Origin of the sequence: Bacillus cereus group sp. N14, from assembly GCF_016483555.1 — a bacterium.
In the GTDB taxonomy this organism is placed as follows: Bacteria; Bacillota; Bacilli; order Bacillales; family Bacillaceae_G; genus Bacillus_A; species Bacillus_A wiedmannii.
On the sequence record NZ_JAEHBQ010000007.1, the window covers coordinates 55589 to 70680 of the forward strand.

Below are 15092 nucleotides of genomic sequence, written 5' to 3' on the forward strand. Positions count from 1 at the left end.
GCTTATGAAAACACGTCAAGATGCATGGACAAAAGAAGACGATCTCCTTTTAGCAGAAACTGTTTTACGACATATTCGCAGCGGTAGCACACAAATAAAAGCATTCGATGAAGTCGGCGATACATTGAACCGCACTTCCGCAGCTTGCGGATTTAGATGGAATGCTGAAGTAAGACCGAATTACGAAGATGCGGTGCAACTTGCAAAAAAACAACGTAAAGAATTAAAACGCTCTGAAGCTAAAATAGAAAAAGAGCATTTCACGCAAACGAAACAACTCGTAATTGATGCCGAGTTTTCAGAAGATATTATACCAAACAAACAGGACCTTACAATGCAACATGTCATCTCGTTTTTGCAAAGCTTAGAGCATACCAACCCTTCACTCGCAAAGTTACAAACTGAAAATGAAGTATTACAAGCTCAGCTCACGACTTTGAAAAAAACGAATCATGAACTGGAAGCAAAATTAGCGGTACTCTCAAAAAAACAACAAGCAATCGAAGAAGATTATGCAATGCTTGTTAGAATTATGGACCGTGCTCGAAAACTCGTTTCAGTTGAAGAACAAGAAGAACAGATTGCTCCAATTTTCAAGACAGATCAAAATGGAAATTTAGATATTATTTATTCTGCAGAAAATTAAAACGGATGTCACCTAATAGAAAAAGCATATACCCTAGACGGATATATGCTTTCTTTTTATTCTTGCCCTACACGCTTCACTTCAACGTTTTTAATACGTTCACGTACAACGTGACTTGCCATAATTAGGCCTGCCACAGATGGTACGAATGCATTTGATGAAGGTGGTAATTTCGCTTTACGAATTTTTGCATTTTCGTCTGGTACGATTTCTTTACGTACTTCTTCACGAATTACGATTGGGTTTTCGTCAGAGAAGACAACTTTTACACCTTTTTTAATACCATCTTTACGAAGCTTCGTACGAATTACTTTCGCAATTGGATCTGTATGTGTTTTAGAGATGTCCGCAATACGGAAACGAGTTGGGTCCATTTTATTTGCTGCACCCATGCATGAGATAATTTTAATTTTTCGACGTAAGCACTGTTTAATTAAATGAATTTTGAACGTAATCGTATCAGATGCATCTACTACAAAATCCAATCCATGTTTGAAGAACTCTTCATATGTTTCATCAGTATAAAACATTTCTAGTCCAATTACTTCACACTCTGGATTAATGTCTGCGATACGCTCTTTCATTAATTCTACTTTTGAACGCCCTACAGTAGATACTAACGCGTGAATTTGACGGTTTACGTTTGTAATATCTACAACGTCTTTATCGACTAATACGAGACGTCCTACACCAGAACGTGCTAACGCCTCTGCCGAAAATGACCCTACGCCGCCAATTCCTAAAATACCGACTGTACTATTTTTTAATATTTCAAGTCCTTCTTTACCGAAGGCTAATTCATTACGTGAAAATTGATGTAACATTCAGCTCTACACTCCTATTACAAAAATGGTCTATCATGTATTCTAGCGTTTTTCCGACTATTTGTATAGAAAAAGTTATAGAATTCCTAAAAATACATATTTCGAGAATAAAAACATAGTGTAAACCGGACTTTTATTTCCCCCTAAATATACGGTTTAAAAAGGAGGATTTAGAGAACCGAGCATATCGAGGCACGCACGCTAGGAGGAGCGCAGTGTAGGAGTACTACTCGAGCACCGGACTAGCATACGTAACGATGAGATGCGACAGTTATCTGAACCGGACTTTTTAAACAACCCTTTCAATATACGCTTAAAAAGGAGGATTTAGAGAACCGAGCATATCGAGGTACGTATGCTAGGAGGAGCGCAGTGTAGGAGTACTACTCGAGCACCGGACTAGCATACGTAACGATGAGATGCGACAGTTATCTAAACCGGACTTTTTAAACAACCTCTCAAAAAAAGTCTAGACGGCTATAGTATAACCATCTAGACTTTATTCTTACTTCTGTTCTTTTAAGCTTAATTTTAAGTTTAACTCTTCAAGCTGTGCTTCTGCTACTGGGCTTGGAGCTTCTGTTAATAAGCAGCTTGCGCTTGCTGTTTTCGGGAATGCAATTGTATCACGAAGGTTCGTACGGCCTGCAAGCAACATAACAAGACGGTCTAAACCTAATGCGATACCACCGTGTGGTGGAGTACCGTATTCGAATGCTTCTAATAAGAATCCGAATTGCTCTTGTGCTTCTTCTTGTGAGAATCCAAGTGCTTTGAACATTTTTTCTTGTACGTCACGCTCGTAAATACGAAGTGATCCACCGCCAAGCTCATAACCATTTAATACAAGGTCATATGCTTGTGCACGTGCTTTTTCTGGTGCCGTTTCTAATAACTCAACATCTTCACGGAATGGCATTGTGAATGGGTGGTGAGCTGCGAAGTAACGATCTGCATCTTCATCGTACTCAAGAAGTGGCCAATCCGTTACCCATAGGAAGTTAAATTTACTTTCGTCAATTAACTCAAGCTCTTTACCTAGACGTAAACGAAGTGCACCTAAGCTATCTGCAACAACACTCTTCTTATCTGCTACGAATAGTAATAAGTCGCCAGCAGTAGCTTCTAATGTAGCCATTAACGCGTTTGCTTCTTCTTCACCGAAGAATTTCGCAATCGGTCCTTTTAAGCCGTCCTCTTCCACTTTAAGCCAAGCTAGACCTTTTGCACCGTATACTTTTACGAATTCAGTTAATGCATCGATATCTTTACGAGAGTATTTGCTCGCAGCACCTTTTGCATTAATTGCTTTTACTTGTCCGCCGCTTTCTACAGCACTTGTAAATACTTTAAAACCACAACCTACTGCAAATTCAGATAAGTCTGTTAGTTCCATTTCAAAGCGTGTATCTGGCTTATCAGAACCGTAACGAGCCATTGCATCAGCATATTTCATACGAGGGAATGGTGCACTCACTTCTACACCTTTTGCATCCTTCATAACTTTCGTCATCATGCGCTCCATCATATCTAAAATTTCATCTTGTGTTAAGAATGAAGCTTCGATATCGATTTGCGTGAATTCTGGTTGACGGTCTGCACGTAAATCTTCGTCACGGAAACAACGTGCTACTTGATAGTAACGCTCAAATCCGCCGACCATAAGAAGCTGTTTAAATAATTGTGGAGACTGTGGTAACGCATAGAATTCACCATCATGTACACGACTTGGTACTAAATAGTCACGAGCTCCTTCTGGTGTACTCTTCGTTAAAATTGGTGTTTCCACTTCTAAGAACTCTTCTGTGTCTAAGAAGTTACGAATTGTTTTCGTTACGTCGTGACGCATTTTGAATGTGTTAAACATTGCAGGACGACGTAAGTCTAAATAACGATATTTTAAACGCACATCTTCTGATGCATCTGTATCATCAGCAATAATGATTGGCGTTGTTTTTGCTGCATTTAATACGTTTACTTTCGTTGCTTGTACTTCAATACGACCCGTTGCCATATTGTCATTAATTGCGCCTTCACCACGCTCAACAACTGTACCTTCTACGTGCAATACGTATTCACTACGAATAGTTTCTGCTATTTCTAACGCTTCTTTTGATGTTTCTGGGTTAAATACAACTTGCACGATACCTGTACGGTCACGTAAGTCGATAAAGATTAATCCACCTAAATCACGGCGTTTTTGTACCCAACCTTTTAATTGAACTGTTTGTCCAACTGCTTCTACTGTTACTTTTCCACATGCATGTGTTCTTTCAGCCACTGTAAGTTCCCCCTATATTAATTTCTCTGCTACGTATGAAGCAAATACATCTAATGCTACTTCTTCTTGTTCGCCTGTCGCCATATCTTTTAAGTTAATGATGCCTTTATCTAGCTCATCTTCTCCTAATACAGCTACAAATTTCGCCTTTAGACGATCTGCTGATTTAAATTGTGCTTTCATTTTACGGTCTAAATAATCTTTTTCAACTGATAATCCAGCTTTACGAAGATCAAACGCAATTTTCGCAGCATGGTCTTTCGCTTTTTCACCAAGCGCTACAACATAACAATCAATACTATGTTCAATTGGTAATTCTATGTTTTCAGCTTTTAGCGCCATAATTAAACGTTCGATACTCATCGCAAAACCGATACCTGGCATTTCTGGCCCACCGATTTCTTGTACAAGCCCGTTATAACGGCCACCGCCGCTTAATGTAGTGATAGCACCGAAACCTTCTGCCTCACTCATAATTTCAAAAACAGTGTGTTGGTAGTAGTCTAAACCACGTACTAAGTTCGGATCTTTTTCAAATGGAACATCCATCATCGTTAATAGTTCTTGAACTTTGTCGTAGTATACTGCTGAATCTTCGTTTAAGTATTCTGTAATAGATGGTGCTGTTCCCATTAATTCATGGTTACGGTCCTTCTTACAATCTAAAATACGAAGAGGATTCTTTTCTAAACGAGATTGGCAGTCAGAACAGAACTCACCGATACGTGGCTCGAAGTGTGCGATTAACGCATCACGGTGCGCTTGACGGCTCGCCGCATCACCTAAGCTGTTTAATACAACTTTAATATTTTTTAAGCCCATGCCGCGGTAAAACTCTACAGCAAGTGCAATTACTTCTGCATCAATCGCAGGATCGTTACTACCGATTGCTTCAATACCGAATTGTACGAATTGACGATAGCGACCTGCTTGTGGTCTTTCGTAACGGAACATTTGACCAATATAGTATAATTTCGTTGGTTGTGTTGCATCACCGAACATTTTGTTTTCAACGTAAGAACGTACAACAGGTGCAGTACCTTCTGGACGTAATGTTAAACTGCGCTCTCCACGATCTTGGAATGAGTACATTTCTTTTTGTACGATATCTGTCGTATCACCAACACCACGTAAAAATAGCTCAGTGTGTTCAAAAATTGGTGTACGAATTTCTTTATAGTTGTAACGACGGCAAATTTCGCGTGCTTGCCCTTCGATATACTGCCATAACTCAACGCTACCTGGAAGAATATCTTGCGTTCCGCGTGGGATTTGAATAGACATATTCAGTTCCTCCTCAAATTGTTTTAATCTTAATAAAAATAAAAAAACTCCCGCCTCTACTGTTTGAACAGTAGGGACGAGAGTATTATACCCGTGGTGCCACCCTAATTGAAGCACGTATGCTTCCACTTTTTTAATAACGCTTAAATGTGCGTTCATCCCTACTAAGCATATATGCCGTTCAAGTTGAAACCTCTAGAGTGTCATTCAATCAGTCATCATGCAGAAATGTTTTCAGCCTAAGACATTTCTTCTCTTTCCATGTGTGTCTCATTTACTCTTCTCTATCAACGGTTATATTCATATGTAAATATAAAATTACTATACGTTTGTTGAGTAGGATTGTCAAGTACTCTAAGAGCGTTCAATCTGCTTCTTTAGACGCTTTACATCTTGAAGAGAAATCCCAAACTCAGAAGCAAGTTCCATTGAAGTATTGTTTTGCTCTTTTGAAATAAAATCATGAAAATTTACGTTAAACAGTTGATTTGCACTATTTGTAACAGAATGCCCTTTTTCATTCATACGCATACGTATATCCCTCACATTCAATATAGATGTTTTACTTTTTATTGTTCCATATTGATGAAAGAGTTATACATAACTGAAACAGCTATTGATTCCAAATAAAGTAAAACTTTAATGAATAAGGGTTTTGTCCATCGCCACTCATTATTAACCCTCACTAATCAGGCTTCGACGGGCAGTGGATCTCCCACAAATAGCGAGATAAATGAACAAAACATACAACAATGTATAAAAAAGAGGGGATTATGTAATCCCCTCTTTTTTAAGCAACACTATTTACTATCCACAATTAAGGTCACCGGACCATCATTGATTAAAGAAACATCCATCATTGCTCCGAACTTCCCTGTTTCTACATGCAATCCTTGCTTACGAACTTCCTCATTAAAGAAATCATATAAACGCTCTGCATAATCAGGTTTGGCAGCATCCATAAAGTTGGGACGTCTTCCCTTGCGGCAATCTCCGTATAATGTGAATTGCGAAATTGATAGAACTTGTCCTTCTACATCAAGTACAGAATGGTTCATCTTTCCACTCTCATCTTCAAAAATACGTAAGTTCGCAATTTTTTCTGCAATGTAAGTTGCATCTTTTTCTGTATCTTCATGCGTAATGCCAACTAGTAATGTTAAACCGAACGGAATTTGTCCTACGATCTCACCGTCTACTGTGACAGACGCTTCTTTTGATCGTTGTAAAACAACTCTCATCTTTTCTACACTCCCTATTAATGCATCATGCGTCGTACTGCATAAATTTCTGGAACACGTTTAATGCGTTCTACTACTTTTTTCAAGTGCTGTAAGTTACGAATAGAGATTGACATATTAATTGTCGCCATCTTATTACGGTCACTTCTACCAGAAACTGCCGAAATATACGTTTTCGTCTCTGTAACAGCTTGTAATACTTCATTTAATAAGCCACGGCGATCGTAACCTGAAATTTCAATATCAACGTTATACTCAATTTCTTTTTCAGGACTACCTTCCCACTCTACTTCCAATAAACGTTCTATAGCTTCTTCTGTATGAACATTTACACAATCACGGCGGTGAATCGATACACCTCGGCCTTTCGTAATATACCCAACGATATCATCACCTGGTACTGGGTTACAGCATTTTGATAAACGAATTAATAAATTATCCGCACCACTTACTTTAACGCCAGAATCCCATTTTCGAATTTTCATCGGTTTACGAACTTCTTTAACTTCAACGATTTCTTCTTCTTCACGTTGCTTACGGAATTTGTCCGTTAGTCGCGTAACAATTTGCGACGCTGTAATCCCGCTATATCCAACTGCTGCAAACATATCTTCTTCATTTGCAAAGTTGAATTTTTCAGCAACACGTTTTAAATTGTCAGGAGCTAACACTTCTTTCATCTCATACTCTAGGCTACGCACTTCTTTCTCAACAAGTTCACGGCCTTTTTCAATATTTTCATCTCTACGTTGCTTCTTAAAGAATTGACGTATTTTGTTTTTTGCATGAGATGTTTGAGCAAGTTTCACCCAGTCTTGACTTGGCCCATACGAATGTTTCGATGTTAAAATTTCAATGATGTCACCAGTTTTTAATTTATAATCAAGCGTCACCATTTTCCCGTTTACTTTTGCACCAATTGTTTTATTTCCAATCTCTGAATGTACGCGATACGAAAAGTCAATCGGAACAGATCCAAGTGGCAATTCCATTACGTCGCCTTTCGGTGTAAAGACGAATACCATGTCAGAGAATAAATCAATTTTTAATGACTCCATAAACTCTTCTGCATTAGAAGCTTCATTTTGCCATTCTAATATTTGACGGAACCATGTAAGTTTCTTCTCTAATGTACCTGTTGTTTCTGCTGTTTTTCCTTCTTTATACGCCCAGTGCGCCGCGATCCCGAATTCTGCAATCTCATGCATTTCTTTCGTACGAATTTGCACTTCAAGCGGATCACCTTTCGGCCCAATTACAGTCGTATGAAGAGATTGATATAGATTTGCTTTCGGCATTGCAATATAATCTTTAAAACGACCTGGCATTGGCTTCCAGCACGTATGAATAATTCCAAGCACCGCATAACAATCTTTAATACTATTTACTACGACACGTACAGCTAGTAAATCGTAAATTTCATTGAACTGTTTATTTTGCAGTGCCATTTTACGATAAATACTGTAAATATGTTTTGGTCTTCCAGAAATCTCAGGTTGAATTGAAACCTCTTTTAATTTCTCACGAATACCAGTCATTACTTCATCTAAATACTCTTCACGCTCTGCACGTTTACGCTTCATTAAATTTACAATACGATAATATTGTTGCGGATTTAAATAGCGAAGTGACGTATCCTCTAACTCCCATTTAATAGTACTAATTCCGAGTCTATGTGCTAAAGGTGCAAAGATTTCTAACGTTTCATTCGCAATGCGACGCTGCTTCTCTTGAGGCAAATGTTTCAATGTACGCATGTTATGAAGACGATCAGCTAGTTTAATTAAAATAACTCGAATATCTTGAGCCATTGCGATAAACATTTTACGATGGTTTTCTGCTTGTTGTTGCTCATGAGATTTATATTTAATCTTTCCGAGCTTTGTTACACCATCGACAAGCATAGCAATTTCTTTATTAAATTCCCGTTCGATATCTTCTAATGTAATCTCTGTATCTTCCACTACATCATGTAAGAAACCTGCTGATACTGTAGCTGGATCCATGTGTAAATCAACTAAAATACCTGCAACTTGAATTGGATGAATAATGTACGGTTCACCCGATTTTCTGTATTGTTCGCTATGCGCATCACGTGCATATTCATAGGCACGTGCCACTAGCTCAATATCTTCATCTGCTAAATATTGACTTGCTTTCTCGAGTACCTGTTCAGCTGTTAGTACCTGCTCATTTGCCATCGAATCACCTTTTATTGAAAATTGACTTTATCTTAATTAAGTAGAATAAATTATATTCTATCATTATAACCTAATGATTGTGAATTGTGAAAAGGAAAAGATTTTACTGACATTTCACCTTATTTTTTTGTGCAATTATACAAAAGTACCCGCTCCTCTCCAAGAGATTCACGGGTACTTTTTATCACCGTAGTTTTACCTATATAGTGATTAGTATTTTTCTAATACTAATACATCGTAACCATCTAACATTTTACGACCATCTAAGTAAGTAAGCTCTACTAAGAATGCAATTCCTGCTACAACTCCGCCAAGTTCTTCAACTAGCTTAATTGTCGCTTCAATTGTTCCACCTGTAGCTAATAGATCATCTGTAATTAATACACGTTGACCTGGCTTAATTGCATCTTTATGGATTGTTAAAACATCTTTACCATATTCTTTACCGTAGTCAACTGTAATTACTTCACGTGGTAATTTTCCTAATTTACGAACTGGTGCAAAACCTACTTCTAACGCATAAGAAACTGGGCAACCGATAATAAAGCCACGTGCTTCTGGACCTACTACAACGTCAATGTCTCTTTTCTTTGCATACTCAACGATTGCATCTGTTGCTGCTTTGTATGCTTTACCGTCGTTCATTAACGGTGTAATGTCTTTAAATACAATACCTTCTTTTGGATAATCCGGTACAATTGCGATATGTTGCTTGAAATCCATATTTCTGAATCCTCCTCAGATCTAAAAGGTTTGTAAATACAAATCCTTTACCCTAACTGTTCTACTTCTTTATGATTACGAATCGTTTCAAACCATGTATATAGTTGCTGATATGTGCTATAAACCAATTCTTTTTCTAATTGTAAGTGGTTCATTTTCTCACGATATGTGTTCGATTCAATTAAATCACGCTTTTGTTTTTTGTCTGCCATAAAAATGACGCCATCTTTTATTGTAACAAATTCTAACTCAAAAAACACCTGTGTCATGAAATTTACTGTATCTTTTGACCAACCTTTATGTCGACATAGTTGTTCTCCATATTGTCTTAAAGAAAATGGTGCTTTTTGGCTCAAGAACGAATAGTACCATTTAAAATGTTCCCTCGTTGGAACAGTACTAAATAAATGATTATTCTCTTGATAAAATAGCGTATAAATTCGCGACGGGAACCCAACTTTAAATAAATCTCTTAATTCATCTGTTCCTTTTGGCAAATCAAGTAACACGATGTATTGATCGTCTAAATGAGTTACTTCTGATGCATGCATCATATGCTCTTTATAGTCTTCTAAAGAAAATTTATTCAATACCTCTTCAGAAAAATACACCATCGTTATTTTTTCTTTCGGAAGTTCTGCTACATTTGCTTCTACGTTACGCATACTACGCCAATCAAATAATTGCCACGCCTCTACAGCAATATCTTGTACCATTAATTGCGGCTTCTTAAAATTATTCCATTCATTAATAGATGCTTCCCCTATTACAGATACCTTTGCAACTGGAGAAATTTCTTTCACATACGCACCAAAACCAAATCCGATTGTATCCAGTGTCGCTTGTCCATCGCGAAGAGCCATTTTCAAATGAGAGCCATCTGATCCGATTGCACGAATACTTTCTAACTCTGCATCCTTCACTGCAATACGCGGTTTTGGATTTCCAACACCAAATGGCGCTAACTTTTGCATGTCTTCAATTGCTGCCAGTGTTACATCCTCCACTTTACAAAAGACATCAACAGCTGTAATTGGAATAAAATCTTCTTCTGTTAAAATTACCTCTGCTTGTTCATTTAAGCGGCGGCGTAATTCATCTACATCATTCATATGTAGCGTCATTCCCGCTGCCATCGGATGCCCTCCGAAGTGTGGCAATAACTCTCTACAATCTGACAAATTTGCAAACAAATCAAATCCTGCAATACTACGTGCTGAACCTTTTGCTGTTTCTTTTACAGGATCAATGCATAGTACAATCGTTGGACGATAAAAACGTTCAACTAATTTAGATGCGACAATTCCAATTACACCTGGATTCCAGCCTTCTTTTGCCAGTACTAGTACTTTATTGTCTTCTGGCGGGAAATTATTTTCCACTTCAGCGATAGCTTCTTCTGTAATTTGCTTTACAATATCTTTTCGCAGTTTGTTCAGCTCATCAATTTCTTCAGCTAGCTCTTTCGCTTCTTCTGGATCATCTGATAATAAAAGATGTACAGCCGGCGTAGCATCTTCTAAACGTCCAACTGCATTAATACGCGGTGCGAGTGAGAAGCCAATACTCTCTTCTGTAATTTCACTTTGCGAAACGTTAGCAACTTTAAATAGCGCCTTTAGTCCGATATTTTTCGTCATGCGCATATGCTTTAAACCGCGCTTCACTAGCAATCTATTTTCACCATGAAGTGACACTAAATCGGCTACTGTACCAATTACTGCAATTTCTAATAAATGTTCTGGTACACGGCCTAGTAGTGCATGTGCAACTTTAAACGCAACACCTACACCAGCTAAATAGTGAAACGGATATACACCGCCATCTAATTTCGGATGAATAATCGCAAGTGCTTCTGGCAATTCTGGTGGTGGCTCATGATGATCTGTAATAATAAGATCTATTCCAAGCTCCTTCGCTACCTTCGCTTCATGCACTGCTGCGATACCAGTATCGACAGTAATAATTAGTGAGAATCCTGCGCTATGTGCCCAACGAAACGCTTCTTCGTTTGGTCCATATCCTTCTGTAAAACGGTTTGGAATATAAAATTCTACGTCTGCACCTAATTCTTGCAAGGCAAGATATAACACAGTCGTACTACTTACTCCGTCCGCATCGTAGTCACCAAATATTAATATTTGCTCTCCATTTTGAATCGCCTTATTTACACGTTCTACCGTTCTATCCATTCCTTCTAATAAAAATGGATCATGAAATTCTTGATTTTCTGTATTTAAAAAATCTAAAATCTTATCTTCTGTATCTAGTCCTCTACCGAGGAATAACGAAACGACAAGTGGTGATAATTGTAATTTATTTGCTAATTCACTCACTCGCTCATTATTATATTCTTTTTCTTTCCAACGCGTCTTCGGTTGTAACACGAAATCACCCCTTAACCTGTTCATTATACAAGACAGATTAAGGGGTGACAATATAATGCAAACTACGATGCAATATCTATATACTAAAATGTTAATGATATTTAATTTGGGGAATACGGATTTATATGTACAAACACATTTTGTACGTTATCTTGTTCCATAAGCGTTTCTTTCACATGCTTTCCAATGCGGTGCCCTTCTTCTACAGTAATGTATGGATCTACAGAAACTTTAATATCAACAATAACGTAATGACCATGCTCCCTTGCATATAAAGAACCGATTTTTTTCACACCATCTATTTGAAGTACTGCTTCTCTAAGCGGAACAACATCTTCCTCATGAAGAACATGATCAAGCGTTGCATGAATTGCTTCTGCCCCAATACTCCACGCCATTTTTGCAACAAGAAGTGAAACAAATAATCCTGCAATTGGATCGGCATATACAAGCCAATCTAATCCGAACTTACCTCCCATAATCGCTGCACAAATACCGATTAAAGCTGCAATTGAAGAAAACACATCCGAACGATGTTCATATGCATTTGCAATAATTGCATCACTATTTACCCTCTTCCCTAATCGGAATTTATATTGAAACATTCCTTCTTTCACGATAATTGAAAGAACAACAGCAAAAATCGTAATTCCTTTCGGTGGTTCTAGTTCCTGCGAAAAAGCTTTTATAGACGAAATCGCTATCTCGATTCCCACAATAAATAATAATACTGCAACAATAATTGCTGAAATCGATTCCGCTTTACCATGACCATACGGATGATCTTCATCAGGCGGTTGCTTTGCTGCTCGCAATCCAAAAAGTACAGCGAGCGAACCAATTACATCTGATGCAGAATGCACGGCATCTGCTAATAGTGCTTTACTGTTCCCAATATAACCAATTACCGCCTTTACAATCGCTAATATAATATTACCAACGATTCCGACAATAGCACCAAACTCGGCCTGTTTAAAACGTTCATCTTTTTCCATAATTAAAATCCCTTCTTTTCTTAACCTATCTTTTTATTGTAGCAAAAACAGCGATAATACCACCACTTTCTTCCATATCCCATACTCCTTCTGTTAAAAAGTTGCTATCTTATTGTATCCACAAACGAAAAAAGAGATGCCTCATAAAGAGACATCATCTTTTTTATACTTGTGGTTCAGATTCTACTTTCTCAACCTTTTTCTTGTTTTTGCCCTTTTTCAAACGACGGTTTTCAAGCATTAACCAAATTTGAGAAGCAACGAAAACAGAAGAGTACGTACCTACAACTAATCCAACAAGTAACGCAAACGAGAAGTTACGTAATGACTCACTACCGAAGATAAGTAATGTAATTACCGGGAATAACACTGTTAATACGGTGTTAATTGAACGACCAAGCGTTTGGCGAATACTTGCATTTACGATTTCTTCTAAGTCTTTTATATCGCGAACTCGTTTTTTCTGTTTGTATAATTCACGGTTTCTATCAAATGTAACAATTGAGTCATTAATAGAATAACCGATGATTGTTAACACTGCAGCGATAAATGTTAAGTCTACCTCTAATTGGAAAATACTAAATATAACAACCATAACGAATGCATCATGTAATAATGCAAGTACTGCAGATAATGCGTACGTAAATCTGAATCGAATACTTACGTATAAAATGATAACCGCAGAAGCAATTAATACTGCGATAAATGCATTTCGTGCAATTTCTTTACCAATTGTCGGTGAAACTGTACTTACATTTGGATCTGTACCATATTTATCGTGGAAGAATGTTTTTGTTTTTGCAATTTCATCTTTTGATAGAACACCTAATGTACGAACTGCGAATCCTTTATTGTCATCTCCAGTCGGTACAATATTTTCTTCCTTCACGTCAATTTTCAATTCTTTAAAATCTTTATGAACATCAGACACAGTAAGTGCTTGTTTTGATTGCAAGTCGATACGTGTACCACTCGCAAAATCAATACCAAGATTCAATTTGAAAATCGGTAGTATAATTGCACCTGCAATTACAACTACAATCGAGAAAACAAGGAATTTATGACCGATATTTACGAAGTTAATACGATCAAATCTTGTCGGTGGGTGTACTACACCTTTTGTTAATGGAATAATATCCTTTTGTTTCACACCAAAGTATCCTGGCTTTTTATCGAAGTAACGGCTCTTTACAAGTAAACCTAGTAAGAAACGAGTACCGAATACGTTCGTAACGAAACCAACTAAAATACTTACGATTAAACTTGTTGCGAATCCTTTTACAGAGCTATTACCATAAACAAATAATACACCAGCCGCTGCAAGAGTCGTAACGTTTGCATCTAAAATTGTTGCTAATGAACGATGATTACCAGCACGGAATGCTGACATCATTGACTTACCAATTTTCAACTCTTCTTTCAGTCTCTCGTACGTAATAATATTCGCATCAACTGCGATACCTACCCCGAGCACTAATGCCGCAATACCTGGTAATGTCAGAACCGCATGCATCCAGTTAAATACGAGTAGCGTAACAAAAATGTATAGACCTAACATAATAACCGCTACAATTCCTGGTAAACGGTAGTATACAAGCATAAATAAGAAAATAAGAGCGATACCAATCGCACTAGCGAAAATCGTTTGCTCTAACGCTTGTTGACCAAATTTCGCTCCAACTGATGTTGAATACATTTCTTTTAAATCAACAGGAAGTGCACCTGCATTTAATAAAGATGACAGTTGTTTCGCACTTTCAACTGTGAAGTTTCCACCTACGATAGATACTTCAGCTTGATTAAACACTTGGCTTACTGTTGCTGCTGATAAGAACTTCGGATTCGGTTTTGCAGACTCTGCTTTATACGAATCTTTTCCTTCTTCAAAGTCAAGCCAAATTACCATTAAATTCGTTGGTGGTGGCATTTTTGAAATTTTTTCAGTTACTTCACGGAATCTATCAGCGCTTTTTAGTGTAAGACCTACGCTCGCACGGCCTTGCTCATCAAATGTTTGTTTCGCTCCGCCGCCTTTTAAATCCGTTCCATCCATAAGAAGGTTGTCATCTACATCACGGAATGTTAATTTCGCTTGTGTTGATAACATTTCACGTGCTTTTTGCTGATCTTGTACACCAGCAAGCTGTACGCGAATTCGATCTTGTCCTTCAATTTGAATATTCGGCTCACTTACACCGAGAACATTGACACGATTTTCAAGAGCACCTACTGTACTTACAAGTGCCTCTCGGTCGATTTTATCACCTTTTTTGGCTGGTTTTACTTCATACAGAATTTCAAAACCACCGCGAAGGTCTAGTCCTAGACTAATTCCTTTTGCTATGTCTTTTCCTGCCGCACCAATTACTCCACCGATTAATAAAACGATGAGGAAAAAGGCGGCAATTCTCGTACCACGCTTTGCCATATGTACCCTCTTTCTGCTACTAACACTTTAAATAAATCTCTTACGATTTACTTTTACACGTGTGCATACGCCTAGTTAGTAG

11 protein-coding genes and 1 other annotated feature are annotated in these 15092 nt (G+C 37.7%); of the genes, 1 reads left to right on the plus strand and 10 read right to left on the minus strand.

The features are described 5' to 3' along the window. The first annotated feature begins 4 nt into the window (after nucleotides 1–4). Nucleotides 5–646 carry an RsfA family transcriptional regulator gene (locus JDS82_RS12515; RefSeq protein ID WP_199713407.1) on the plus strand — a complete coding sequence of 214 codons (642 nt, stop codon included), beginning with the start codon at nucleotides 5–7 and terminating at the stop codon, nucleotides 644–646. 56 nt (nucleotides 647–702) lie between these two features. Here the strand turns inward: JDS82_RS12515 and JDS82_RS12520 are convergent, their stop codons facing one another. From JDS82_RS12520 to secDF, 10 genes are all read right to left on the minus strand, one after another. Beyond that, nucleotides 703–1470: a tRNA threonylcarbamoyladenosine dehydratase gene (locus JDS82_RS12520; RefSeq protein ID WP_000903181.1), complete on the minus strand. Its 768-nt coding sequence runs from the start codon at nucleotides 1468–1470 to the stop codon at nucleotides 703–705. 505 nt (nucleotides 1471–1975) lie between these two features. Further along, nucleotides 1976–3751: an aspartate--tRNA ligase gene (gene aspS, locus JDS82_RS12525; protein ID WP_000840881.1), complete on the minus strand. Its 1776-nt coding sequence runs from the start codon at nucleotides 3749–3751 to the stop codon at nucleotides 1976–1978. A 12-nt stretch (nucleotides 3752–3763) separates the two neighbouring features. Beyond that, nucleotides 3764–5035: a histidine--tRNA ligase gene (gene hisS / locus JDS82_RS12530; protein ID WP_033658806.1), complete on the minus strand. Its 1272-nt coding sequence runs from the start codon at nucleotides 5033–5035 to the stop codon at nucleotides 3764–3766. Between the two features lie 69 nt (nucleotides 5036–5104). After that, nucleotides 5105–5335, minus strand: a binding site (T-box leader). Between the two features lie 54 nt (nucleotides 5336–5389). Further along, nucleotides 5390–5566, minus strand: a complete 177-nt coding sequence (locus JDS82_RS12535; protein ID WP_199713408.1) for a hypothetical protein — start codon at nucleotides 5564–5566, stop codon at nucleotides 5390–5392. 269 nt (nucleotides 5567–5835) lie between these two features. Further along, entirely contained in the window at nucleotides 5836–6276 is a 441-nt protein-coding gene (locus JDS82_RS12540; RefSeq protein WP_001266955.1) for a D-tyrosyl-tRNA(Tyr) deacylase, read from the minus strand. 17 nt (nucleotides 6277–6293) lie between these two features. Then, a complete protein-coding gene (gene relA / locus JDS82_RS12545) occupies nucleotides 6294–8477 on the minus strand; it encodes a GTP diphosphokinase (protein ID WP_001262801.1) in 2184 nt (727 codons plus the stop codon). A gap of 210 nt (nucleotides 8478–8687) precedes the next feature. Beyond that, on the minus strand, nucleotides 8688–9200 hold the full coding sequence (locus JDS82_RS12550) for an adenine phosphoribosyltransferase (protein ID WP_000346221.1): 513 nt from the start codon (nucleotides 9198–9200) through the stop codon (nucleotides 8688–8690). A 47-nt stretch (nucleotides 9201–9247) separates the two neighbouring features. Next, the gene (gene recJ, locus JDS82_RS12555; RefSeq protein ID WP_199713409.1) at nucleotides 9248–11587 is read right to left on the minus strand and encodes a single-stranded-DNA-specific exonuclease RecJ; all 2340 of its coding nucleotides are present in this window, start codon (nucleotides 11585–11587) and stop codon (nucleotides 9248–9250) included. Between the two features lie 101 nt (nucleotides 11588–11688). Further along, a complete protein-coding gene (locus JDS82_RS12560) occupies nucleotides 11689–12582 on the minus strand; it encodes a cation diffusion facilitator family transporter (protein ID WP_000409734.1) in 894 nt (297 codons plus the stop codon). Between the two features lie 163 nt (nucleotides 12583–12745). Then, nucleotides 12746–15010: a protein translocase subunit SecDF gene (gene secDF / locus JDS82_RS12565; protein WP_048562232.1), complete on the minus strand. Its 2265-nt coding sequence runs from the start codon at nucleotides 15008–15010 to the stop codon at nucleotides 12746–12748. Nucleotides 15011–15092 lie beyond the last annotated feature (82 nt).